We start from the raw sequence: 23,398 nt of genomic DNA, 5'->3' as shown, positions 1-23,398 counted from the left end.
CGCGAGTTCCGGTGACCGGCGGTATTCTGCCTATTGCCGTATTTGCCGGAAAAATCGGAGATGCACGATGATTCGTACGACGATGATCGGTCTTGCGGCGGCGGCCGTCCTGCTCACCGCGAGCCCGGCGGTCGCCACCCCGCCCGAGCCCGGTCATGCCGGTGGTGGCCAGGGCCCGCGAGCCGATCTCACGCTGACCTACATGGCGAACGCCGGCTTCGCGACCGCGGTCAAGCTCGACTGCTACCCGCCCGGCGGCGGTCATCCCCAACCGGCCCAGGCCTGCGCGGAACTGGCCGCGGCCGGCGGCAACCCGGACCGGATCAAGCCCCGGCACAGCATGTGCATGATGATTTATCTGCCCGTGACCGCCCAGATCTCCGGCCATTGGCTCGGGACCGCCGTGGCCTGGCAGCACGAATACGGGAACAGCTGCGAGATGCATCGCGCGCTCGGGGTGCTCTTCGACTTCTGACCCCGGCGGCGGTTTTCAGCGGGCGGGCGGCGGGCCGTTACGCTGCCCGTGTGGAAACCGGAACGACGCGAACTGCCCGGCCGCTCGTCAGCGCTCGTACCGCCGCCGTCTGGGCGGTGCTGCGCCGGGAGCTGGACCGGCACGCCGGACGCGAACTCACCGTGGTCGACGTCGGCGGGGGGACCGGCGGGTTCGCGGTGCCGCTCGCGCAGTCGGGCCACCGGGTCACCGTCGTCGACGCCAGCCCCGATGCGCTCGCGGCGCTCACCCGGCGGGCCGCCGACGCGGGCGTGGCCGAGCGGGTGCGCGCGGTGCAGGGCGACGGGGACGCGCTGGCCGGGCTGGTCGAGCCGGCGACCGTCGACCTGATCCTCTGCCACGCGATGCTCGAGGTGGTCGACCAGCCGGCCGACGTGGTGGCGGCGGTCGCCGCGGCGCTGCGTCCCGGCGGCGCGGTCAGCGTGCTGGTGGCCAGCCGGGCCGCGGCCATCCTCGGCCGGGCGATCAACGGGCACCTGCGGTCGGCGTCCGCGCTGGTCACCGACCCGGACGGGCGCGCGGGGGCGCGCGACACGCTGCGCCGTCGCTACGACGCGGAGAGCGCGGCGGACCTGTTGCGCTCGGCGGGTCTCGAGGTGGAGGAGACCCATGGCGTACGCGTCCTGGCCGACCTCCTGCCGGCGGCCGTCGTCGAGGAGGACCCGCAGGCGATGCTCGAACTCGAATTGGCCCTGTCCGCCCGGCCCCCGTTCCGGGACATCGCCTCGCAACTCCACCTTTTCGCCCGCCGCCCGTGATCGAGGTACCGGCCGACCATCTGCCGGCCGACGCGCTGACGCCGGTCCTGCCGGAGTACGGCAGCGGCAGCCTCGCGGACCTGCTGCCGAGCGTGTGTGCGGTGCTCGGCGTGCCCGGGGCGGTCGACGTGCTCGGGCTGGCCGGTCCGCTGGACGGGGTCGACCGGGTGGCGGTGCTGCTCGTCGACGGCCTCGGCGCGTACCAGGTGCCGGTGGCCTCGGCGTACGCGCCGATCTTGAAAGATCTCGCGGCCGGGAGCCGCAGCCTGACCGCGGGTTTTCCGTCCACGACGCCGGTGAGCCTGGTGACGGTGGGTACGGGTGCGGTGCCCGGCGCGCACGGGGTGCTGGGGTTCACGACGCGGCGGCCGGACGGGCGGGTGCTCAACCACATCCGCTGGACGGACGACCCGGACCCGCGGGCATGGCAGCCGGTGGCGACGCGGTTCGAGCTGGCCGCGGCGGCGGGGCTGGCGGTGACGGTGGTCAACAAGCCGGAGTACGCGGGGAGCGGGCTCAGCGTCTCGGCCACCCGGGGTGCGGAATACGTCGGGGCCGCCGACCCGGCATCGCTGGCGGCGGGAATGCTGGCGGCGCTGGGGGCGGGGCCGGGGATCGTGTACGGCTACCACCCCGACCTCGATCACTACGGCCACGCGGACGGGGTGGACTCGCCGCGCTGGCGTTCGGCGGCGGCGGACGTGGATGCGCTGCTTGATCGTCTCCTGCACGGGCTGCCGGCCCGGTCGGCGTTGCTCGTGATCGCCGACCATGGGCAGTTGAACGTACCGGCGCCGGGCCGGTACGACCTCGCGGACAATTCCGATTTATCCGCTGGAATCGTCGGGGTGGCGGGGGAGCCGCGGGTGCGATACCTCTATACCGCCCCCGGCGCGCGGGCTGACGTGATCGCCGCCTGGCAGGGAGTCTTCGGGTCGTCGGCCTGGGTGCTGGCCCGGGAGGAGGCGATCGGGCGCGGGCTGTTCGGCGAGGTGGCGCCCGAGCACGCCGACCGGATCGGCGAGGTCGTGGTGATCTGCCTGGAGCGGGTGGTCGCGCTGGCCACGGGGTGGGAGCCACCCACGGTCGGCAAACTGATCGCCTACCACGGCTCGGTGACCGCGGCCGAGATGATGGTCCCGCTGCTGATCTCCCGCTGACCCGCTTTTGTCAGGGGGTCGGACTAGGGTCCCTGACGTGGGACGTAGTCAGGTGGTGCCGCGGGGTCGTGACCCGCGATTCGGGCCGGAGGCGGATGACACCGGCTGCACGATCCTGCACGTCGACATGGATGCGTTCTTCGCCTCGGTGGCGATCCGATCCCGGCCCGAGCTGCGCGGCAAACCGGTCGTGGTGGGTGGCATCGGGCCGCGTGGGGTGGTGAGCTCGGCCAGCTATGAGGCGCGCCGGTTCGGGGTGCGCAGCGCCATGCCGACGGCGCGGGCGCGGGCGCTCTGCCCGCAGGCGATCTTCCTGCCGGTCGACGGGCCGTCGATCGCGGCCGCGTCGGAGGCGGTCATGAGCATCTTCCGGGACGTGACTCCCCTGGTCGAGCCGCTCTCCTCCGACGAGGCCTTCCTCGACGTCGCCGGCGCCCAGCGGCTGCTCGGCCGCCCCGCCGAGATCGCCGCCCGGATCCGCGAGCGGATGTTCGCCGAGCAGGAGCTGACCTGCTCGGTCGGGGTCGCGCCGACGAAGTTCGTGGCCAAGCTCGGCTCGACCCGCGCCAAACCCAACGGCATGGTCGTCGTGCCCGGCGCGCTGGTGCTCGACTTCCTGCACCCGCTGCCGGTCGAGTCGCTGTGGGGCGTCGGCGAGCGGGCCGCCGAGACGCTGCGCCGGCTCGGTCTGACCACCGTCGGCGAGCTGGCCCGGGCGCCGATCGGCATGCTGCGGGGCGCGCTCGGCGAGGCCGCGGCGTCGCACCTGCACGAGCTGTCCTGGGGCCGCGACCCGCGCCGGGTCACCCCCGAGCAGGTCGACAAGTCGATCGGCGCCGAGATGACCTTCGACACCGACGTGGCCGACCGGGTGTTGCTGCGGCGCAGCCTGCTCGCGCTCTCGGAAAAGGTGGGCGCGCGGCTGCGGGGCAGCGGCCAGGTCGGGCGCACCGTGGCGATCAAGGTGCGGCTCGCCGACTTCCGCACCGTCAACCGGTCACGCACGATGCCGACCAGCACGGATGTGGCCCGTGAGATCTTCGAGACGTCCTGGGCGCTGTTCGAGGCGCTCGGCGCGACCGATCACATCCGGCTCGTCGGCGTCCGCGTCGAGGGGCTGACCGCCGCGGCCACCACGTCGCGTCAGCTCAGTCTGGGCGAACCGGAGCGTGGCTGGCGCGAGGCGGAGGCCGCGACCGACGCGATCGCGGCCCGGTTCGGGCGGGCAAGCGTCGGTCCAGCCAGTCTTTTGGGACGAACCGATCTTCGGCGCACCGAAAATCACCCCCAGCGGACGGTCGTCCCGCTTTCCGAGCCGCCCACCCCCTCGTAGACTTGCTCGGTAAGGCAGCCGACGGCTGTCCCGCGCCACCTACCTGTTTCACCCCGATCCCGCTTCGGGATTGGGATATGCGCCCGGGGAGGAATGCCGTGCCGCTCTCGGAGCACGAGCAGCGGCTGTTCGATCAGATCGAGCGGTCGCTTGCCGAGGACCCCAAATTTGCCTCGGCTGTGCGGGCCAGCGACCCGCGTTTCCACGCACGTCGTCGGATTCTGGTCGCTGCGTTCGTGATCATCATTGGTCTTGGCCTGGTAGTCCTCGGAACCGTCATCGGCAACACGCCCCTGGGCGTGGCCGGTTTCGTGGTGATGCTCGGCTCGGCCGCCTTCGCGATGCAGTCCCGTCGCAAGAGCAACGCCCCCGACCTCCACGCCGTCGGCGGCACCGCGACTCGCCGCACCCGGCAGACGCGCAAGGCAGGATTCATCGACCGGCTCGAGGACCGGTGGCGTCAGCGCCCGGAAGGACACCGCTGACCCTCGCGCGCCCGGCAACGAGCGCACGCACATCCTGAACACCGCCGGCGCCCACCGCGCCGAGCGACCGGCAGATGGCGGCCCACGGCCGCCATCGCCGTTTATCGATGCTTGGCCCCCTAACGCGCCCGCTCCGCGCATGCCCTGCTCTGCGCACCGACGCCCTGCTCAGCGCACGCCCCGCTCCGCGCACCGACGCCCTGCTCAGCGCACGCCCCGCTCCGCGCACCGACGTCTGGCCCGTGCATGCCTTGGCCCGCGCCCGCCCTGGCCTGCGCACGCCCCGCTTCACACCGATGCCCTGCACACGCCCGGTCCGCGCACGCCCTGGCCCGCGCCCGCCCGCGCCCGCCCTGGCCCGCGCCCGCCCTCGCCCGCCCTCGCCCGCGCCCGCCCTCGCCCGCGCCCGCCCGCCCTGGCCTGCGCACGCCCCGCTCTGCGCACCGACGTCCCGCTCAGCGCACCGTGCCGGCCCCGCGCTGCTTGCCAAGACGAAATCCACTGCGCCGAGCCCGTCCGATCCTCGCCTGCCCTGCGCTCCGAGGTGGCGTGCGCCGGCGTGACCTGCCCCTTGCCTGACGTGGACCCGCCGGCCGACCGGCGGGTCTGAGTCCGCGAGGATCTGGGCCGTGCCGCCGACTGTCTGGCTGTGGTGTGGTCTATGGGGCTGGGCAGGCGTCCAGGACCTCGGCGTGGCGCAGGCCGCCGGACTCGGCGATGTGTGCCAGCCAGGCGGCGCACTCGGGGATCGTGGCGATCAGGCGGGCCGACTCCTCGGCCTCGGTGTGGCTGCGCCACAGCAGGACGTCGAGCCAGGTGCCATCCTCCTCTCGCGTCAGATAGGCCGCCAGGCAGGCGGGGAAACGGGCCCGCAGCGCGGCCAGCATCGCCGGCCGATCGGCGATCATCTGGGCCTCGGCGCCCTCGTGGATCGTGAAACGGGCGAACTCCATAACCATCGTCACGCGGTAGACACTAGAGGCGGCGTACGACAGTTTTCGGGGGTGAGCATGGCGGTCCACATGCGATATACGAAGTGGGGCGGCAAGCGACACTGGTGGTGGTCCGCCGAGGAGTTGGGGAGCGACCGGTTCGGCTGGTGGTTCGGCAGCCGGGCGGGGACGGCGCTGCGCCGCGGGTTCGAGGAGCCGGTGATCGTGCGGCATGACTTCGTCGTCCTGGTGCCGGACGAAGGGCGGTGGATCGCCGCCTGGAACGGGCCGGAGGAGACGCAGACCGCGCTCTACATCGACGTGACCGACAAGCCGGTGCGGCACCGCGACCGGGTCGAGGCGGTCGATCTCGATCTGGACGTGATCCGGCTGCGGGACGGCACGGTGCGCCTGCTCGACGAGGACGAGTTCGAGGAGCATCAGGTGCTCTACGGCTACCCGGCCGAGGAGATCGCCCAGGCCCGTGCGACGGCCGATGAGCTGCTCGCGATGGTCACCGCCCGCCGGGAGCCGTTCGGCGAGGTGGGTGAGGCGTGGCTGGCGGCATACTCCGCCGCCCGATGACTGCCGCGCGCCGCTTTGCGGTCGGACCGGCCGACGCCTGCGTGCCGCAAACACCGGCTGGGCCGCAAATACCGGCTGGGCCGCAAATACCGGCTGGGCCGCAAATACCGGCTGGGCCGCAAACACCGGCTGGGCCGCAAACACCGGCTGGGCCGCAAACACCGGCTGGGCCGCAAACACCGGCTGGGCCGCAAACACCGGCTGGGCCGCAAACACCGGCTGGGCCGCAAACACCGGCTGGGCCCGCGGACGCCGCAGGGCGGCGTCCGCGGGTGGGTCAGCGGCTTCGGCTGGTCAGCAGGCGGCGAGGGCTGAAGCGGGCCAGTGAGTCGCGCAGGCGGCTCGAGGCGGCGGCCGCCCGGGTGGACGCCTCGGCGATCGCCAGGCGCCAGCGCAGCAGCACCGACGGCGGCAACAGCGTCGCCACGATCCGGGTGCGGCGGTTGGCGGAGCGGGCCAGGCCCTTGCGTACCCGATGGAGGGCGACGTTCAGCTCGGCGCCCTGCAACGGCTTGCGGGCGTAGCGCGCCCGCTCCTCGGCCGTGCCCAGCAGCTTGGCCGCGGTGGCCGGCTCCTCGAGCAGGACCGCGTCGTTCACCAGGCGCTGGGCGGTGACCCGCGGCGTCTCGGTCGGGTCGACCGGGACGCGGTAGTCGATCATCGTGTCGAGGAGCTCGTCCCAGGCCGCGTGGGCGTCCGCGCGGGCCTGGACCGCCTCGGCGGTGACCACGATGCCGTGCTCGCCCGGTGGACCGGTGCCCGATGCCGCCAGCACCCTCGGCGCCTTGGGCACCGTCGCGGCGTGCCGGCGGCGGCGGACCAGCACCCGGCGGACGGCCGGGACCAGCAGCAGCGCGATCAGCAGAGCCACCCCCGCGGCGATCCACAGCGTCGTGTACGACAGGGTCGCCGGCCCGGCTGTCACCGTGCCGGACGGGCCGGGGCCGTCGGGGCCGCGGTCCAGTTTGCCCGGGTTGCCGGCCGCGGCCGACGGGTTCGTCCCGGGCGCCGCGGTGCCCGCGGACGACGTGACCGGGGCGGTGCTGTCGTCGACGTTGGGTGCCCAGTCCGTACGCGTCGAGCCCGCCACGCTCGACGCCGGCGTGGCATCGAACGGGATCCAGCCGAAGCCCTGCAGGTAGACCTCGGTCCAGGCGTGCGCGTTGCGGTTCGTGATGATCCACGAGTCGCCCTGCTGGACGCCCTTGGTGAAGCCGAACGCGACCCGCGCCGGGATCCCGGCCACCCGCGCCATCCAGGCCAGCGCCGCCGCGTACTGCTGGCAGTAGCCGACCTTGTTCTTCAGGAACGCCGCGATGTCCGAGCTCGAGCCGGCCGGGCCGGTCGACAGGCTGTAGCTGAAGTGGTTCTCCTTGGAGAAGTAGTTGTACAGCGCGCGGATCTTGTCGTACTCGGTGGTCTTGCCCTTGATCAGGCCGGCTACCAGGGTGTCGACGTACGGGTCCGGCGGCGTGTTCGTGTACTGCGCGCGCAGCCCGTTGTCGCGGCTCAGCGGCTCCGCGGTCCGCAGCTCCACCTCGGAGTACGTCGCCCGTACGTAGTCGAAGCTGTACTTCTTCCCCTTGGTGGACTTCCGGCTCGAGAAGATGACCTGCTCGTTGGGGTCGAACGACCAGCCGTCGCCGAGGTCCCCGGTCCGCACCGTGTTCGCGTAGATCGGCAGCAGCGTCTGGTCGAAGCTGCCGCTGATCTCGACCTGGGCGTGGTACTGCTGGAAGTCGCCGCCCACGGCGCCGTTGCGCGGGTCGGGCAGCCCGCTCTTGAGCGAGTTGCCGGTCGGGTTGCGGTTGCCGAAGCCCTCCTTGGTCAGCTGGTCGGCGACGCCGAACCGCAGGTAGAACGGGTACCGCTCGTCGGTGGTCAGTTTGATCACCTGGACCGTGTCGCCCTGCGTCAGGCGGCCGTTGAGCTTCGCGAACAGGCTGATCCGGCCGCCGTTGCCGGCGCCGCCGGTGCCGTCGCCGATCCCGCTGCCGGACTGGGTGATCTGCGAGAGCAGTCCGCCGGTGATGCTCGGCATGATCAGCGGCAGCAGCACGGCCGCGGCCACGCCGACCACGCCGAGACGCCGGCCCGCGGCGGCCAGCGGAGAGGGCTCCCAGACGTCGACGTCGCGGCCGTCACCGGTGAAGCGGCGACCGAAACGGCGTACCCGATCGATGTTGTCGGAGACCAGGAGCCAGAGGAAACCGAACGAGCCGATGATGAACGGCAGGACCGGGACATCGTCCACGTAGATCGCGACCGGCACCGAGTAGATCGCCAGCATCGGCAGGCCGGCCAGTGCCGGGCGGCGCGCGACGACGGCGAGCAGGTCGACCGCGATCGCCACCGAGCCGATGCCGAGGACCGTGATGAACAGCAGGCCGTCCCGGTCGGGTACGGGCACGCCGTACGATCTCGTGTCCTGCCCGGCCTGGGTGAACAGGTCGGCGAAGTGGCCGAAGGTGGCCGGCTGCGGGATGAGGATCTCGTGCCCGCTGGGGAACATCCAGGTCAGGGTCAGCAGCAGCACCACGACCATGCTGAGCGCCTGTGCCCAGACCGGGAAGCGCATGGTGCGGGCCAGCAGCGCCGCCCCGGCGATCAGCCCGACCGCCAGGATGCACCGGACCAGCCAGTCCCACGACTCGAAGATCGACGAGATCGGGGCGGCCGCGAGCAGCGTGGCGCAGGCCGCGACCATTCCGAGACGACGGCGGCCGGTCATCGGATCACCCCGCCGACGGTCTCGGCCATCGCGGCCCGCCAGGCGAAGCCGCTCGAGCCCCGGGCGGCGGCCGGCCACAGGTTGGGCAGCGTGGCGCCGTGCGTGACCGGCACCGACCGCCAGCCGGCATGCACCAGGGCGAGCGCCGCGGCGGCGTGCTCGCGGTCGGCCTCCTGCCGCTCGCCGGGGGTCATCGGCATCCAGGTGGAGCTGTCGATGGCGAAGCCGATGCAGGTGGCGCCGTTGCTGCGCAGGCCGGTCAGCAGCTCGGCCTCGGCCACGGTGAGCGAGCCGAAGAGGCCCACCACCAGACCGCCGTCCGAGCGCCGCCGGACCTGCTCGACCAGCAGGGCGATGTCGCCGTTCTGGGCCAGCTTCACGTCGGCGAGGGTGTCCAGGATCAGGCTCTCGCCACCGTCGTACGCGTCGATGTCGATGCCCGAGCCGGTGACGAGGCGCAGCTTGTAGCCGGCCTGCCGCAGGTGCATGGCGATGCTCGCGGTGGCCGAGACGGCCCACTCGAAGCTGGCCGTCGGGCCCTCGCCGCGGTGCGCGTAGACCCGGGTGTCGAGCACCACGGTTGCCCGGCTCTCCCAGGGCTGCTCCTCGCGGCGCACCATCAGCTCGCCGGTGCGCGCCGTCGAGCGCCAGTGCACCCGGCGCAGGTCGTCGCCGCGGCGGTACTCGCGGGTGGCGGCGTCGTCCTCGCCGTGCACGGCCACCGACCGGGCGCGGCTGTCGCCGGTGCCCGCGTACTCGCCGCCCAGACGGACCGTGGGCAGCGGGAACACCTGCGGGATGACGGTCAGTCGGTCGATGCTCGGGAACGAGCGGGTCAGCTCGCACAGGCCGAACGGGTCGGTCAGCCGGATCACCAGCGGGCCGATCGGGTAGCGGCCGCGCACGTCGGCGCGGACCGTGTAGGCGACCGAGCTGGCCTGGTGCGCGCCGAGGCGTTCCAGCACGACCCGGGGGCGGCTGCCCAGCGCGTACGGCAGCTTGTCTTCCAGCAGCAGGGTGCCGGTGGGCAGCCGGGACATGTTTTGCAGGCGCAGGATGACCCGCGCGCTGGAGCCGACCGGGGCCCGGCCGGGCTCCAGGGACCGGGTGCAGGCCAGCTTGTAGCGGCTGCGGCCCACGTACGCGGCGGCCAGCAGCGGCAGGGCCGCGAGCAGCACCGCCACCCGCAGCAGGTCGCGCTCGCCGAGGACGAGGGCCGAGATGCCGGCCGCGGCCGCCGCGGCCAGGAACGATCGGCCGCGCGTGGTGAGCCCCCGCAAGGCCTCCCGCATGATCAGCGCCCCCGCGACTCGTACTGGGCGCCGCCGGTGCCGGGCCGGGTGTCGTAGGGCGAGCGGTTGCGCTCGTGCGGCAGCGGCAGCCGGTGCACGATCTCGGCCACGATCGCGTCGGTGGTGCGGCGGTTGAGCTGGGCGTCCGCGGTCGGGATGATGCGGTGCGCGAGGACCGGCACGGCCAGCGCCTGCAGGTCGTCGGGGAGCACGTAGTCGCGGCCCTCGAGCGCGGCGACCGCCTTGGCCGTGCGCACCAGCTGGAGGGTGGACCGCGGGGAGGCGCCCAACCGGATCTCCGGGGCCTCGCGGGTGGCGGTGACCAGGGCGATCGCGTACTGCTGGACGGCGTCGGCGGCGTGTACGTCGCGGGCCGTGGCGATCAGCCGGCGGACCAGCGCGGCGTCGGCCACCGGGCGCAGGTCGTTCAGCGGGTCGTGGGCGCCGTGGCCGCTGAGCATGGCGAGCTCGGCCCGGGGGTCGGGGTAGCCCATCGCGATGCGGGCGGTGAACCGGTCGCGCTGCGCCTCGGGCAGCGGGTAGGTGCCCTCCATCTCGATCGGGTTCTGGGTCGCGATGACCATGAACGGCGACTGCAGCTCGTAGGTGGTGCCGTCGACCGTGACCTGCCGCTCCTCCATGCACTCGAGGAGGGCCGACTGCGTCTTCGGCGAGGCGCGGTTGATCTCGTCGCCGACGACCAGGTTGGCGAAGACCGCGCCCGGCTTGAACTCGAAGTCCCGGGTCTCCTGGTTGTAGACGCTGACCCCGGTCACGTCGCTGGGCAGCAGGTCGGGCGTGAACTGGATGCGCCGGACCGAGCAGTCGATCGACCGGGCCAGCGCCTTCGCCAGCTTGGTCTTGCCGACGCCGGGAACGTCCTCGATCAGCAGATGGCCCTCGGCGAGCAGCACGGCCAGCGCGAGGCGGACCGTGGCCGCCTTGCCCTCGATGACCTGCTCGATGTTCGCCATGATGGCGGTCGTCGCGGAGCGGAACTCCTCGCCCGTCATCGGCCCACCGGGCTCGTCCCAGGTCGGGGTTGTCACGAGGCTTCCTCCCAGAGTCGTTCTCACGCCGCGAACCAGGTCGCTCTCATGCCGCGAAATGGGCAGCGAAAGGTACGCGGGCCTGCAGGCACGCCGCCCGTCCCCACAGGTTAGCCCGATCACACCAAACCGCCGACCCCAGCCGCCGCCGCATTTCGACAAGCGTCAACCGGACGCAGGTATCGGATGGGTAAAGAATCGGACATCGCTCTAGTTGGATTTATCAATTCTCGGAGAGAGTCAGCCATCGACGGGCCACACAAGTGGGGTGCGGCCGGCGAGGGCATCCGCTCCTGGCTGGGCTGCACCGAGCCCGGTCGAGAGGGGCAGAATTTTGAGACCGTTATCCGTGCCGACCGTGACCCGGCGGATGGGGGCGGCGGCCGCCGGCGTGGTGTTGCTGGCGGGGTTGTTACCGGCTGCCGCACAGGCCGCGAAAGATCAGAAGCAGGTTCCGGGTAAGACCCAGCAGCAGCGTCTTGCCGACTACGACAGCCGGGAGAGCGTGGGCGCCGCGGCCTCCGCGCAGCCGACCGCCGCCCTGCGCGCCGCGGTCGTGCCGTCCGCGTCGCCGTCGGCCGTCAACAAGCTGCGCGACTCGCTCGGCGTACAGGGAATCGTCGACGTCGACCGCTCGACCGGGACGCCGCGCCGGGTCGCCCGGCTCGACGGCTTCCTGACCGGGCCCAGCACGCAAAAGCCCAGCACGATCGCGCTCGACTACCTGGCCGCTCACCAGGATGTCTTCGGCCTGAACGCGGCGTCTGTCGCGAATCTCACCCTGCGCCAGGACTACGTCGACGTCGAGGGCACGCACCACCTCAGCTTCGTCCAGTCGGTCGGCGGCGTGCCGGTCTTCGGCAACGGGCTGAAGGCGCATGTCGCCAAGAACGGACGGCTCATCCAGATCGACGGCTCGCCCCTCAAGGCACTCCCGGCCACCGCCGCCGCACCCCGGCTGTCCGCCGCCGGCGCACGCGACGCCGCGGTCAAGGACGTCTTCGGCGCCTCCACCGCCAAGGCGACCAAGGTTGACGCCGGCGCCACCCGCAAGACCACGTTCAGTGACGGCGGCAACGCCAAGCTGGTCTACTTCCAGGCCGCCGGCGGACCCCGCCTGGCCTGGCAGACGATCTCGGTCGACGAGGGCTACGTGCACGTGGTCGACGCGGCCGACGGCCAGATCCTCTACCGGCAGAGCACCGTCGAGGCCGACGCCGGCGACGTCTTCTACAACTACCCGGGCGCTACCCAGGGCGGCACGCAGAAGACGATCAGCCTGAGCAAGTGGCTGCCGAACGACTCGCCGCGGCTGGCCGGCAACATCGCCCACGTCTACTCGGACATCAACGACGACAACGTCGCGAACCCGACCGAGGAGATCGCGCCGTCCGGCAAGCGCAGCTTCCAGTTCCCGTTCGTGGACTTCAGCAGCACCGTCGGCGGGAAGTGCTCGGCGGCGTTCAAATGCTCCTGGGACCCGAAGACGGCGTACTCGTGGGAGACCAACCGGGCGCAGAACGCGGTCCAGATGTACTACTTCCTGGGCACCTGGCACGACCACCTGCTGGCCAAGCCGATCGGCTTCACCCGGACCGCCGGCAACTTCGAGGCGGTCGACGGGGACGCCGTGCAGGGCCAGTCGGACGACGGCGCGAACACCGCGAACGGCCTGCCCGACGCCAACCACGACAACAACGCCAACATGAACACCCCGCCGGACGGCATCTCGCCGCGGATGCAGATGTACCTTTTCCTGCCGAGCGCCCGGTTCCTGGCCGGCAACTCCGGTGACGACTCGAGCGTGGTGTACCACGAGTACACCCACGGCCTGTCCAACCGCCTGGTCGTCGACGCCAACGGCAACTCGACGCTCGGTGACGTCCAGGCCGGCTCGATGGGCGAGGCCTGGAGCGACTGGTACGCCCTGGACTACCTGGTCGGCACCGGTCTGGAGAAGGACACCGCGACGGTCGGCGACGTGATGGTCGGCAAGTACGTCGACGGCGGCGGCACGATCCGCACCGAGCCGCTCGACTGCACCGTCGGCGCCCCGGCCACCACCTGCCCGGGCACCGCGGCGGCCGGCTCCGGCGGCTACACGTACGGCGACTTCGGCCGGATCTCCGCCCGCGGCACCGAGGTGCACGCGGACGGCGAGATCTGGGGTCAGACCCTGTGGGACCTGCGGCGGGCGATCGGCAGCAAGAAGGCCGAGTCGCTGATCACCCGGGCCATGGAGCTGTCCCCGGCGAACCCGTCCTACCTGGACGAGCGCAACTCGATCCTGGCGGCCGACCTGGTGGTCAACGGCGGCAAGCTGCAGAAGACCATCTGGAAGGTGTTCGCCAACCGCGGCATGGGCTACTTCGCGGCCGCCGTGGACGGCGACGACAAGCAGCCGGTCGAGGACTTCTCGATGCCGCCGGCCGCGAACACCCCGCGGGGCGCGCTGACCGGCAAGGTCACCGACTCGGACTCGGGTACGCCGGTCGCCGGTCTCACGGTCGGCTTCGGCGGGCACGCCTCCGGCTTCGCCGGCGACCTGCAGGCCACCACGGCCGCCGACGGCAGCTACACGATCTCGGGCATCCTGCCGGGCACGTACGCCAAGGTCTTCGCCCGTGGCGCCGGATACGACCAGCAGGTCACCACGCTGTCCATCCCGTCGCACACCGTCGTGCAGAACTGGTCGGTCCGCAAGGACTGGGCGGCCTCCAGCGGCGGCGGCTCGGTGGTCAGCTTCACCGGTCCGGACTACTCGCCGCAGTGCGGGCCGGCGTTCCTGATCGACCAGTCGCAGAGCTCCGGCTGGGGCTCGGACGTGTCCGCGACCGGCCAGACGGTCGTGCTGAAGCTGTCCGGGCGGGTGAACATCAGCCAGCTGGTGATCAACCCGTCGGCCACCTGCGGTGACCCGGCGACCGTCTCGACCGGCGGCTACCGGGTGGAGACCTCGCCCGACGGCACGACCTGGACCCAGGCCGCGGCCGGCACCTTCCCCTCGGGGACGGTCACCGCGACCACGGTCGCGCTGGCCGCCGGCACCGGCACCGGCGTCGGGTACATCCGGTACACGATGCTGACCACCCAGGGCCAGGACGCCGGCCTCTGCCCGGCGGGCCAACCGCCGGCGGACGCCAGCTGCGTGTTCCTGGACTCCACCGAGCTCTCGGTCTACGGACCGGCAGCCTGATCTGAGGTACGGGATACCGGTCGCCGCGGCTTCGCGGCGACCGGTATCATGCACGCATGGCCCGGCCGTTCCTGCTTCTTAGCCGGCCGTGCTGCCGCCGCCGTTAGACGGACACAGCACGGCGATCCCCTCCTGAGCGAGGGGCTTTTTTGTGTCCACAGACTGATTGAGATGCCGAGACGATGAGCGAGTCAGAGACCCCGCGGTTCCGCTACACGGCCGCGCTGGCCAACGAGATCGAGCCGCGCTGGCAGGCATGGTGGGCCGAGCACGGGACGTTCCACGCGCCCAACCCGGCCGGCGACCTGGCCGATCCGGCGCATCCCCGGGCCGGCGCGCCCAAGCTGCATGTGCAGGACATGTTCCCGTACCCGTCGGGCGCGGGTCTGCACGTGGGTCACCCGCTCGGCTACATCGGCACCGACAGTTACACCCGGTACAAGCGGATGGCCGGCTTCAACGTGCTGCACCCGATGGGCTTCGATGCGTTCGGCCTGCCCGCGGAGCAGTACGCGGTGCAGACCGGCACGCACCCGGCGGTCACCACGGCGGCGAACGTCGAGCGGTACCGGGGTCAGCTGCGGCGGCTGGGCCTGGCGTACGACGACCGGCGCACCTTCGCGACCACCGATCCGGAGTACTACCGGTGGACGCAGTGGATCTTCCTGCAGGTCTTCAACTCCTGGTACGACGAGAAGATCCGCAAGGCCCGCCCGATCGCCGCGCTGATCGCCGAGTTCGAGGCCGGCACCCGGCCGACCCCGGGGGCACCGTGGGCCTCCCTGAGCGCGGTCGAGCGGCGCAAGCTGGTCGACGACCACCGGCTGGCGTACATCAGCGAGGCCCCGGTCAACTGGTGCCCGGGGCTGGGCACGGTGCTGGCCAACGAGGAGGTCACCCCCGAGGGGCGCAGCGAGCGCGGCAACTTCCCGGTCTTCCAGCGCAGCCTGAAGCAGTGGATGATGCGGATCACCGCATACGGCGACCGCCTGATCGAGGATCTGGACACTCTGGACTGGCCGGAGCCGGTCAAGCTGATGCAGCGCAACTGGATCGGCCGGTCGCGTGGCGCGCACGTCGACTTCCCGGTGGCCGACGACACCATCACCGTCTTCACGACGCGTCCCGACACCCTGTTCGGCGCGACCTACATGGTGCTGGCGCCCGAGCACGAGCTGGTCAACAAGATCGCGCCCGCGGAGTGGCCGGACGGGACGAACCGGAAATGGACGGGGGGCGAGGAGACTCCCGGGAAGGCGATCGCGGCCTACAAGAAGGCGGCCGCCGCCAAGACCGACGAGGAGCGCACCGAGTCCAAGGAGAAGACGGGTGTCTTTACCGGGGCGTACGCGATAAATCCGGTAAATCAGACTCGTATCCCGGTCTTCATCGCGGACTACGTGCTGGCCGGCTACGGGACCGGCGCGATCATGGCGGTGCCCGGTCAGGACGAGCGTGACTGGGAGTTCGCCGAGGTATTCGAGCTGCCCATCATCCGTACGGTGAAAGCGCCTGCCGATTTTGAAGGCGCCTTCACCGGCGACGGGCCCGCGATCAACAGCGACTGGCTGGACGGCAAGGGCGTCGTCGAGGCCAAGGCCGCGATGATCGCGTGGCTGGAGCAGCACGGGCACGGCCGCGGCGCGACCACCTACCGCCTGCGCGACTGGCTGTTCAGCCGGCAGCGCTACTGGGGCGAGCCCTTCCCGATCGTGTACGACGAGACCGGCCTGCCGGTGGCCCTGCCCGACTCGATGCTGCCGGTCGTGCTGCCGGAGGTCGACGACTTCTCCCCGCGTACGTTCGACCCGGACGACGCGGCCAGCGAGCCGGAGACGCCGCTGTCCCGCAAGAAGGACTGGGTGCAGGTCGAGCTGGACCTGGGGGACGGCCCGAAGCAGTACACCCGCGAGACCAACACCATGCCGCAGTGGGCCGGTTCCTGCTGGTACGAGCTGCGCTACCTGGACCCGCACAACGACAAGGCACTGGTCGACCCGGACAACGAGGCGTACTGGACGGGCCCGGCCCGCGACGGCGACTGCGGCGGCGTCGACCTGTATGTCGGCGGCGTCGAGCATGCCGTGCTGCACCTGCTGTACGCCCGCTTCTGGCACAAGGTGCTGTACGACCTGGGCCACGTCTCGTCGTTCGAGCCGTTCCGCAAGCTGTTCAACCAGGGCTACATCCAGGCGTACGCGTTCCAGGACAGCCGTGGGTTCTACGTTCCCGCCGAGGAGGTGGAAGAACGGGACAACCAGTACTTCTACGGCGACCAGGTCGTGACGCGAAGCTACGGCAAGATGGGCAAGTCGCTGAAGAACGTGGTCACCCCCGACGAGATGTGCGAGCAGTACGGCGCCGACACGTTCCGGGTGTACGAGATGGCGATGGGCCCGCTGGACGTCTCGCGCCCGTGGGAGACCCGCGCGGTGATCGGCTCGCAGCGCTTCCTGCAGCGGGTGTGGCGCCTGGTGATCGACGAGGAGAGCGGCGCGGTACGGGTCACCGACGCGCCGCTGGAGCCGGCGGTGCGCAAGCACCTGCACCGGACCATCGCCGGTGTCCGCGAGGACCTGGACGAGCTGCGCTTCAACACCGCGATCGCCAAGCTGATCGAGCTGACCAACACGCTGACCCCGCTGCCGGTGGTGTCGCGCGAGGCGGTCGAGCCGCTGGTGCTGATGGTGTCGCCGTTCGCCCCGCACCTGGCCGAGGAGCTGTGGCGCAGGCTGGGCCACGACGATACGCTGGCCTACGCGGACTTCCCGGTCGCCGACCCGGCCCAGCTGAAGGCCGAGTCGGTCACCTATCCGGTCCAGGTCAACGGCAAGGTGCGGGGCCGCGTCGAGGTCTCCCCGGAGGCCGACGAGGCGGAGGTGCGCTCCGTCGCCCTGGAGGCGGTGGCCGAGGCGCTGGCCGGCCGTGACCCGAAGAAGGTCATCGTGGTGCCGGGACGCCTGGTCTCGGTCGTCGTCTGATTTCCGGACCTTCAGAAGGGGCGCCTCGCGAAACCGCGGGCGCCCCTTCCGCGTACCCGGGTCAGTGCAGGAGCTGGTACTCCTGGGTGACGAGGTCGGTGAGCTTGGCCTGGTCGTTCGGCGGCGCCTGGACCGTGTCGACCAGGACCACCAGCTCGTCCTTGACGAGCACGCCGAGCGAGTGGATCCGCCCGGCCTCCTTCCCCGGTCGCACCTGCGTGTCCGCGCCGTCGGCCCCCGGCACCGGAGACGCCGGGCTCCACCCTTGGGACTCGTTCGCCTGCTTCACGTCCGCGGCGAAGTCGTCAGCGCACGTGGTAAGGCCGAACTGGAAGATGCGGAGGGCGACCATCGTGCCGTGGGCGTCGACCCACCGGCGCGCGAAGCCCCGCTGGAAGACGTTGCCGGTGAGCATCGGCTGGACCGCGGCCGAGTCGGCGAAGGTCTTGGCGGCGGCCTTGTAGTCGGGCAGCTGCTGGTTGATCGGCTGGTGTGGCCAGGCGTGCGATCCCGGCGGCGCCGCGATCACGAACCCGGCCAGGTCACCGGTGTGTTTCTGGATCGGCGGTCCGGTGGGGTTCGGGTAGGACGGCTGCGCCTCGGGCTCGCCGCCGGTCGTCCTCGTCGCGAGGTCGTGGTGGCGGAGGACCAGGAACCCGGTGGCCGAGATGCCGAAACAGGCCAGCAGCGACACCACCAGGATCGCGACGAGAATCCAAACGGTCGCGTTCGACCGGCGCGGCGGCACCGGCGCCGCGGGGTACTGGCCCCAGCCCGCGGCCGGCTGCCAAGGCGCTGCCGGGCCCTGGGCGGGATAGCCGCCGGGCCAGGACGGCGGCTGCGCCGGTGAGACGGAGGGGTCAATATCCGGGGAGGGTGATGACACGGGCGTCAGTGTGATCATGGGCCCGCCTGCCGGCAAGACAGGGTGCAAACAGAAGGGGCGCCTCGCGAACCGCGGGCGCCCCTTCTGCGTGTTGCGTCAGACCAGACGGCGTACGACGTAGTTGCTGCCGTACATCTTGTGCTTGCCGACCCGCGCGCCGGTGTGCGGCGAGTCGTACATGTAGCCGCCGCCGGCGTAGATGCCGGCGTGGTAGCCGTACGAGCCGGAGCGGAAGATGATCAGGTCACCGACCTGCGCCGCGCTCTTGCTGACGGCCGTGCCGTAGTGCTGCTGCGAGTTGGCCTTGTGCGGCAGGTTCTTGCCGGCCGCCTTCTTGAAGACGTACTCGGTGAAGCCGGAGCAGTCGAACCGCGTCGGCCCGGCGGCGCCGAACTTGTACAGGGCGCCGGTGTGGCGCTTCGCCTCGGCCAGCACCGCCGCACCGCGGTTTCGCACGGTGATGCGGATCGACCCGCCGGTGCCCTGGTTGTATCCGGCGTTGGCGAGGTACACCGCACGCAGGGAGACGGTGGATGCGGGCCGCATGTACAGGTTGACGCTGCCCGCGGTGTTGACCTTGCCGGCCGACTGGGTGACCCACTTGCCGCCCCGGAAGGCCTGCAGGCGGACCCAGCCGTACGACACGGCCTTGTGGGTCTTGGGGTTGAAGTACTTGGCAGTGACCCGGACCAACTGACCTTTGTTGATCGTCCGGGCGCTGACGCTGGTGCGCACCAGCGGGTTGACCTTGGCGCTGGCCTGGGCGGCGGTCAGGACCGGGGCGGCAGCGCTGGCCGCCGGAGTCGAGATCAGCTGACCCGCGCAGAGGCAGAGGCCCAGGGAAAGCGCGGCGGTACCGGTGCCGACAGACAGACGACGTCGACGGCTCACAGTGTGCTGAGGCACGGTAAGGGAATCCCTCCGGCACGCCTGCGAGGTTAGCTGTCGGGTTCGGGCGGGAAGGTTGCCCGGTCGCCGTGTAGGCCGACTTCACCCCAAGGTCGCTCCGTTGCCGCCACCGGAGCGGGTGGCGCGGAGCGGACCGGCTGTCTCTCTCGAGAACCTGTGGGTCCCCCGTCCCTGCCCCCAATTGCCTTGTTGTGGTCGTTCGTACTGCGGTGGTCGCGACCCTCGGCCCGGGGCAGGGCTCGGCGTGAGCCGGAGTGACGCGAGCCGATCCGTCCCGAACCGGCCCAACCTTGCTACCAGCAATTTCACTTGATCGTCGGTGGCGTATTGGTGACCCAGCGTGTTCGGCACATTGGTGGCTGTCCAATTTGTTACCCGGAGGGGATAAATGCCATGACGTACGGTCATGACGTGATCACGAGTCGTCGAGGATGGCGGGTGAAACAGGACACACAAAAACTGACGGCGACCCCGTGTCCGCTGGCCACAGGCGGTTAGGTAGCCTGCGCGCCGCCGTCAACCGGGGACCGTGTGCGGGTCGGGTAACCTCGTCTCCCGTGACGGACGGCAAGATGCCCCTGCGGGCCAAGGTGGCGACCAGCGTGTCGAAGACCGCGGCTGCGCTCTCCAGGGCCGCGGGACGCGGCGACGGCTCGGTCATCGGCGGATGGCTCGGCCTCAAAATCGACCCCGACCTGCTGGCGCACCTCGCCTCGGGCCGGGCGGTCGCCCTCATCTCGGGCACCAACGGCAAGACCACGACGACTCGGCTCGCCGCGGCCGCGGTGTCGCACATCGGCCGGGTCGCCACCAACTCGTTCGGCGCGAACATGCCGACCGGGCACACCTCGGCGCTCGCCAAGGCCGGCACCACGCCGTTCGCCGTCCTCGAGGTCGACGAGCACTACCTTGCCCGGGTCATCGATGCCACCAACCCCCGCGTCGTCGCCCTGCTCAACCTCTCCCGCGACCAGCTCGACCGGGCCAAGGAGGTGGCGATGATGGCGCAGCTCTGGCGGGACGCCCTCGCCGGCCACCCCGAGGTGCGCGTGGTGGCCAATGCGGACGACCCGATGGTCGTCTGGGCCGCCGAGGGCAGTGGCCAGCAGGTCACCTGGTTCAGCGCCGGTCAGCGCTGGCACGACGACTCGTTCGTCTGCCCGCAGAGCGGTCACCCGATCGAGCGCGGCAACGGCGACTGGTGGTGCACCGGCTGCCCGCTGCGCCGCCCGCGCCCGCACTGGCGCGTCGAGGACGAGGGCGTCGTCGACTCGCGCGGCGACTGGCACCTGGTCAAGCTCCAGCTCCCGGGGCAGGTCAACCTGGGTAATGCCGCCACCGCCCTCGCGGTCGCGGCCGAGTTCGGGGTCCGCCCGATCGAGGCGCTCCCGCACCTGGCCACGGTCGCCTCGGTGGCCGGCCGCTACGCCCAGGTCGACCGGGACGGACGCAACGTCCGACTGCTCCTGGCCAAGAACCCGGCAAGCTGGCTCGAGGCGTTCGACATGGCCGAGCAGGCACCCACGCTGCTCTCGGTGAACGCCCGCGACCCCGACGGACTGGACACCTCCTGGTTGTACGACGTGAACTTCGCGCCGCTGCGCGACCGGCCGGTGCTGATCACCGGCGACCGGGCCCTTGACCTGGCCGTACGCCTCGAGGTGAACGGTGTGCCGTTCCGGCACGTTAGAACTTTCGACGAGGCGATCCAGGCAGTACCGCCCGGCCGCCTCGAAGTGATCGCCAACTACACGGCGTTCCAGGACATCCGAGCGGAGTTGGACCGTGTCAACTGAGAGCACCCTACGGATCGTGTGGATCTACCCCGATCTGCTCTCAACCTATGGCGACCGGGGCAACCTGCTCATCCTCGGCCGCCGCGCGGCGATCCGCGGCATTCCGGTCGAGACGTACGAGGTCCGCTCGGACCAGCCGATGCCGTCCAACGCCGACATCTACCTGATCGGCGGCGGCGAGGACGGCCCGCAGGCGCTGGCCGCGCAACGCCTGATCGCCGACGGCGGCCTGCACCGGGCGGTCAACCAGGGCGCCGCGGTCCTCGCGATCTGCGCCGGCTACCAGCTCTTCGGGCACTCGTTCTTCGCGAAGGGCGCGAAATGCCCCGGCCTCGGGCTGCTCGACCTGCACTCCGACCGTGGCGAGAGCCGCGCCGTCGGCGAGCTGCGCGGCGACATCGACCCGCGGCTCGGCCTGCCCCCGCTGACCGGCTTCGAGAACCACGGCGGCCGTACGCACCTGGGGCCCGGCGTCTCGCCGCTGGCCCGGGTCACCGCCGGGATCGGCAACGACGGCCAGACCGAGGGCGCTTGGCACGGGAAGATCCTGGGCACGTACTCCCATGGGCCCGCGCTCGCTCGCAACCCAGCTATAGCCGATCTGCTACTGCGTTGGGCAATCGGCGCGGATACTCTTCCACCCGTTGACGACACCTGGCCGGAGCGGCTCCGGGCCGAAAGGCTCGCCGCGGCGGGCAATTGACCAGTTAATCGGACAACCAGTTGGGCGGTACGACTGCATGACTGACACCCTGTTCGCGCCCTCGCCGGACACGGCTCCTCCCGCGCTGCCCGCTCCCGCGGCCGGCCTGGGCTGGAAACGCCGTCTGCTCCGGGTCGGCGTCCTGGGCGTCGTCGTCGGCGGTCTCGCGGTCGCCGCTGCCGTCCTCCCGCTGCGCGAGATCGGCGACGCGATTCTGGCCCTCGGCCAGGTCGCGCCGGTGGCGATCGCGGTGGTGGGCGGTCTGCTCCTGTCCGTGCTGGTGCCACGCACCGCCATCACGATCGCGTGCGGCGCCCTCCTCGGCGCGGCGACCGGCGCGGTGACCGCCCTCGCCGCCGCCGTGATCGCGTCCGCCGCCACCTATTACGCGGGCCGCTGGGCCGGCCGGGGCGTCCTGCATGCGCGGGCCGGCGGCCGCCTCGCCCGCCTCGACGGGTGGCTGAACCGGCGCGGGCTGTCCGCGGTGCTGCTGGTGCGGTTCCTCCCGCTGGCGCCGTTCGGCCTGATCGGTTACGCCTACGGGACCACCAGCGTGTGCCGCAAGCGCTACCTGTTCGGCACCTTCCTGGCCTCGATCCCGTCCGCGGTGAGCTACGCGGTGATCGGCGCGGCGGTGGCCGACCCGCACGGCCTCAACCCGCTGAGCCTGGCGCCGGCCCTGATCGGCTTCGCCCTGACCACGACGATCGTGTGGCGTTGGAAGCGCTCCGCCCGCCGTCAGGCCGCCGCCGCGGCGTAGCTCTGCCTGCTCAGATCTTGGAAAGCGCGCGTTAGCCGCCAACGGAAAGCCTTCCCTGTTTACCCCTGACGCCAGAGTCAGCCGGTTTGTTGGCGTGGGCCGGACCGGCGGCGATCAGGGCGGCGCGGATCTGGTGGGCGACGGTGATCGGCTCCGAGCGGACCAGCCAGGCGGGAAACCGCAGGATACGGTCGCCGGAGATCCAGATCTGGTTTTGTCGGAGCATGTCGGCGGCCCAGTGCCGGACGTCCATGTGATGACCGCCGTCGATCTCGACCAGGAGGCGGGCGCTAGTCCATTCGGCGTCGATGTAGCGGCTGCGTCCGCTCTCATCGACGCGGAGGCGCTGCAAATCGGGCGCGGGCAGGTGGAACCGCCGGCACAGCCGGACCAGGTCGATCTCGGAGAGTGCCGTGGCGCCGCCTTTGACGTCGGCGATCGTCGTGGTTATCAGGCGGTGCCGGCGGATCTTCGGGAAGTACTCGAGGACCTTCTCCAGGGCCGCAGGTGTGACGCGAGCCTGCTGGCAAGCGCGGGTGATGAGGTCACGTGCCTCGTTGTCGCTGCCCGCCCAGGCGGCCCCGTCGATCACGGCACGGGCGACGGTGGTGCGCGGCGGGCGTCCGATCTGCTGGTGCGGCGCGGGTAGAACGCCGGTGCGATGGATCCGGACATCGGGCATGTCGAGCGGCAGCCGCGGGAGCCGGTCGCTCCGGATGCGGTCGGCCGGAATCAGCACGTCGATCTGCTCGGCACGCAGACCCCGGACACCTCCCTCGGTTGCGGCTGCCGGCCCGGCCAGGCGTGCGTGGTCGCCGGCCACCAACACCGCGACCCATAGCTGTTGGTCGCGCATGAGTCGCCCGTTCTGGCCGAGGAGTATTCCTCGGCACCACCGTCGCCACCGGTCCTGCCTGAGGTTGCCGCGGACGATCCCTTCGGTGAAGAAGGCCTTTGCCTGAGCGACGGTCAGGACTGCGGACTGCTCGGCGAACAGCCAATCGAAGTCGCCGGCGTCGGCTGCGGGGATGTCGTGCATTGGGTGACCCTTGCGCATTCGTGGTCGTGCTCGCTCGGCCCCTGTGGATAAACACGTGCCTGTGGAGACCCGCACTCCCTCACGCGCGCCCTTCAAGATCGGGAGCCCGGAGGCACCAGAGAAGACTTCCAGTTCTCGCCCAACGCCCCCTCTTCAAGATCCGGGAGAGAGGGCTCCACTTTGCTCCACTGAGCCCACTTCTTCCGTCCTGGGGGGCCTTGACGGGGAATGGTGGTGAGTTATTCATGTGGTTTTGCGGTGTTATGAGTAGGGGTGTGGGGAGGTTGTC

Annotated in this window: 19 protein-coding genes and 1 riboswitch; of the genes, 12 read left to right on the top strand and 7 right to left on the bottom strand. The window is 71.2% G+C overall.

Features of this window, described 5'->3' with window-relative positions; translation table 11 throughout:
* Positions 1–67: 67 nt before the first annotated feature.
* The 5 genes from ODJ79_RS07605 to ODJ79_RS07585 all read left to right on the top strand — a co-directional run bounded on the left by ODJ79_RS07605 (position 68) and on the right by ODJ79_RS07585 (position 4,250).
* Complete coding sequence (locus ODJ79_RS07605) at positions 68–475, top strand: subtilase-type protease inhibitor (protein WP_263022593.1); 408 nt, start codon at positions 68–70, stop codon at positions 473–475.
* Between the two features lie 50 nt (positions 476–525).
* The gene (locus tag ODJ79_RS07600; RefSeq protein ID WP_263022592.1) at positions 526–1,272 is read left to right on the top strand and encodes a methyltransferase domain-containing protein; all 747 of its coding nucleotides are present in this window, start codon (positions 526–528) and stop codon (positions 1,270–1,272) included.
* The gene (locus tag ODJ79_RS07595; RefSeq protein ID WP_263022616.1) at positions 1,272–2,432 is read left to right on the top strand and encodes an alkaline phosphatase family protein; all 1,161 of its coding nucleotides are present in this window, start codon (positions 1,272–1,274) and stop codon (positions 2,430–2,432) included. Before ODJ79_RS07600 ends, ODJ79_RS07595 begins: the two co-directional genes overlap by 1 nt.
* A gap of 37 nt (positions 2,433–2,469) precedes the next feature.
* Positions 2,470–3,765: a DNA polymerase IV gene (dinB, locus tag ODJ79_RS07590; protein WP_263022591.1), complete on the top strand. Its 1,296-nt coding sequence runs from the start codon at positions 2,470–2,472 to the stop codon at positions 3,763–3,765.
* A gap of 98 nt (positions 3,766–3,863) precedes the next feature.
* Positions 3,864–4,250: a DUF3040 domain-containing protein gene (locus tag ODJ79_RS07585; RefSeq protein WP_263022590.1), complete on the top strand. Its 387-nt coding sequence runs from the start codon at positions 3,864–3,866 to the stop codon at positions 4,248–4,250.
* Between the two features lie 659 nt (positions 4,251–4,909).
* Here the strand turns inward: ODJ79_RS07585 and ODJ79_RS07580 are convergent.
* Positions 4,910–5,215: a hypothetical protein gene (locus ODJ79_RS07580; protein WP_263022589.1), complete on the bottom strand. Its 306-nt coding sequence runs from the start codon at positions 5,213–5,215 to the stop codon at positions 4,910–4,912.
* A 45-nt stretch (positions 5,216–5,260) separates the two neighbouring features.
* Here ODJ79_RS07580 and ODJ79_RS07575 point away from each other — a divergent pair, with 45 nt between their 5' ends.
* On the top strand, positions 5,261–5,767 hold the full coding sequence (locus ODJ79_RS07575; protein ID WP_263022615.1) for a YgaC family protein: 507 nt from the start codon (positions 5,261–5,263) through the stop codon (positions 5,765–5,767).
* A 15-nt stretch (positions 5,768–5,782) separates the two neighbouring features.
* Entirely contained in the window at positions 5,783–6,082 is a 300-nt protein-coding gene (locus ODJ79_RS07570; protein WP_263022588.1) for a hypothetical protein, read from the top strand.
* Here the strand turns inward: ODJ79_RS07570 and ODJ79_RS07565 are convergent.
* Genes ODJ79_RS07565 through ODJ79_RS07555 form a run of 3 tightly spaced genes read right to left on the bottom strand, consistent with a single transcriptional unit; the run spans position 6,045 to position 10,839 of the window.
* A complete protein-coding gene (locus tag ODJ79_RS07565) occupies positions 6,045–8,498 on the bottom strand; it encodes a DUF3488 and DUF4129 domain-containing transglutaminase family protein (RefSeq protein WP_263022587.1) in 2,454 nt (817 codons plus the stop codon). The two genes, ODJ79_RS07570 and ODJ79_RS07565, sit on opposite strands and share 38 nt — an antisense overlap.
* Positions 8,495–9,790, bottom strand: a complete 1,296-nt coding sequence (locus tag ODJ79_RS07560) for a DUF58 domain-containing protein (RefSeq protein ID WP_263022586.1) — start codon at positions 9,788–9,790, stop codon at positions 8,495–8,497. Before ODJ79_RS07560 ends, ODJ79_RS07565 begins: the two co-directional genes overlap by 4 nt.
* A 2-nt stretch (positions 9,791–9,792) precedes the next feature.
* Positions 9,793–10,839: an AAA family ATPase gene (locus tag ODJ79_RS07555; RefSeq protein ID WP_263022585.1), complete on the bottom strand. Its 1,047-nt coding sequence runs from the start codon at positions 10,837–10,839 to the stop codon at positions 9,793–9,795.
* A 349-nt stretch (positions 10,840–11,188) separates the two neighbouring features.
* On the opposite strand from ODJ79_RS07555, the gene ODJ79_RS07550 reads away from it, so the two are divergent.
* Positions 11,189–14,035 (top strand): M36 family metallopeptidase, encoded by a 2,847-nt coding sequence (locus tag ODJ79_RS07550; protein ID WP_263022584.1) that lies wholly within the window; start codon positions 11,189–11,191, stop codon positions 14,033–14,035.
* A gap of 182 nt (positions 14,036–14,217) precedes the next feature.
* Positions 14,218–17,016, top strand: a complete 2,799-nt coding sequence (gene leuS, locus ODJ79_RS07545) for a leucine--tRNA ligase (RefSeq protein WP_263022583.1) — start codon at positions 14,218–14,220, stop codon at positions 17,014–17,016.
* A 61-nt stretch (positions 17,017–17,077) separates the two neighbouring features.
* On the opposite strand, the gene ODJ79_RS07540 is transcribed toward leuS, so the two are convergent.
* Both ODJ79_RS07540 and ODJ79_RS07535 read right to left on the bottom strand, forming a co-directional pair.
* Complete coding sequence (locus tag ODJ79_RS07540; RefSeq protein ID WP_263022582.1) at positions 17,078–17,902, bottom strand: hypothetical protein; 825 nt, start codon at positions 17,900–17,902, stop codon at positions 17,078–17,080.
* A 96-nt stretch (positions 17,903–17,998) separates the two neighbouring features.
* A complete protein-coding gene (locus ODJ79_RS07535) occupies positions 17,999–18,793 on the bottom strand; it encodes a C40 family peptidase (protein ID WP_263022581.1) in 795 nt (264 codons plus the stop codon).
* Between the two features lie 21 nt (positions 18,794–18,814).
* Positions 18,815–19,019, bottom strand: a riboswitch (cyclic di-AMP (ydaO/yuaA leader).
* 364 nt (positions 19,020–19,383) lie between these two features.
* Between ODJ79_RS07535 and ODJ79_RS07530 the strand changes: the two genes are divergently transcribed.
* Genes ODJ79_RS07530 through ODJ79_RS07520 form a run of 3 tightly spaced genes read left to right on the top strand, consistent with a single transcriptional unit; the run spans position 19,384 to position 22,070 of the window.
* Positions 19,384–20,607: a Mur ligase family protein gene (locus tag ODJ79_RS07530; protein ID WP_263022614.1), complete on the top strand. Its 1,224-nt coding sequence runs from the start codon at positions 19,384–19,386 to the stop codon at positions 20,605–20,607.
* The gene (locus ODJ79_RS07525) at positions 20,597–21,310 is read left to right on the top strand and encodes a type 1 glutamine amidotransferase (protein ID WP_263022580.1); all 714 of its coding nucleotides are present in this window, start codon (positions 20,597–20,599) and stop codon (positions 21,308–21,310) included. Before ODJ79_RS07530 ends, ODJ79_RS07525 begins: the two co-directional genes overlap by 11 nt.
* Before the next feature lie 37 nt (positions 21,311–21,347).
* Positions 21,348–22,070 (top strand): TVP38/TMEM64 family protein, encoded by a 723-nt coding sequence (locus ODJ79_RS07520; protein ID WP_263022579.1) that lies wholly within the window; start codon positions 21,348–21,350, stop codon positions 22,068–22,070.
* Between the two features lie 31 nt (positions 22,071–22,101).
* Here ODJ79_RS07520 and ODJ79_RS07515 read toward each other — a convergent pair whose 3' ends face one another.
* Positions 22,102–23,109 carry an endonuclease domain-containing protein gene (locus ODJ79_RS07515; protein ID WP_263022578.1) on the bottom strand — a complete coding sequence of 336 codons (1,008 nt, stop codon included), beginning with the start codon at positions 23,107–23,109 and terminating at the stop codon, positions 22,102–22,104.
* Between the last annotated feature and the right edge of the window lie 289 nt (positions 23,110–23,398).

This window comes from Actinoplanes sp. KI2 (genome assembly GCF_025630775.1).
In the GTDB taxonomy this organism is placed as follows: Bacteria; Actinomycetota; Actinomycetes; order Mycobacteriales; family Micromonosporaceae; genus Actinoplanes.
Note: the sequence above shows the minus strand (reverse complement) of the source record. Positions and strands in the feature narration are given on the sequence as shown.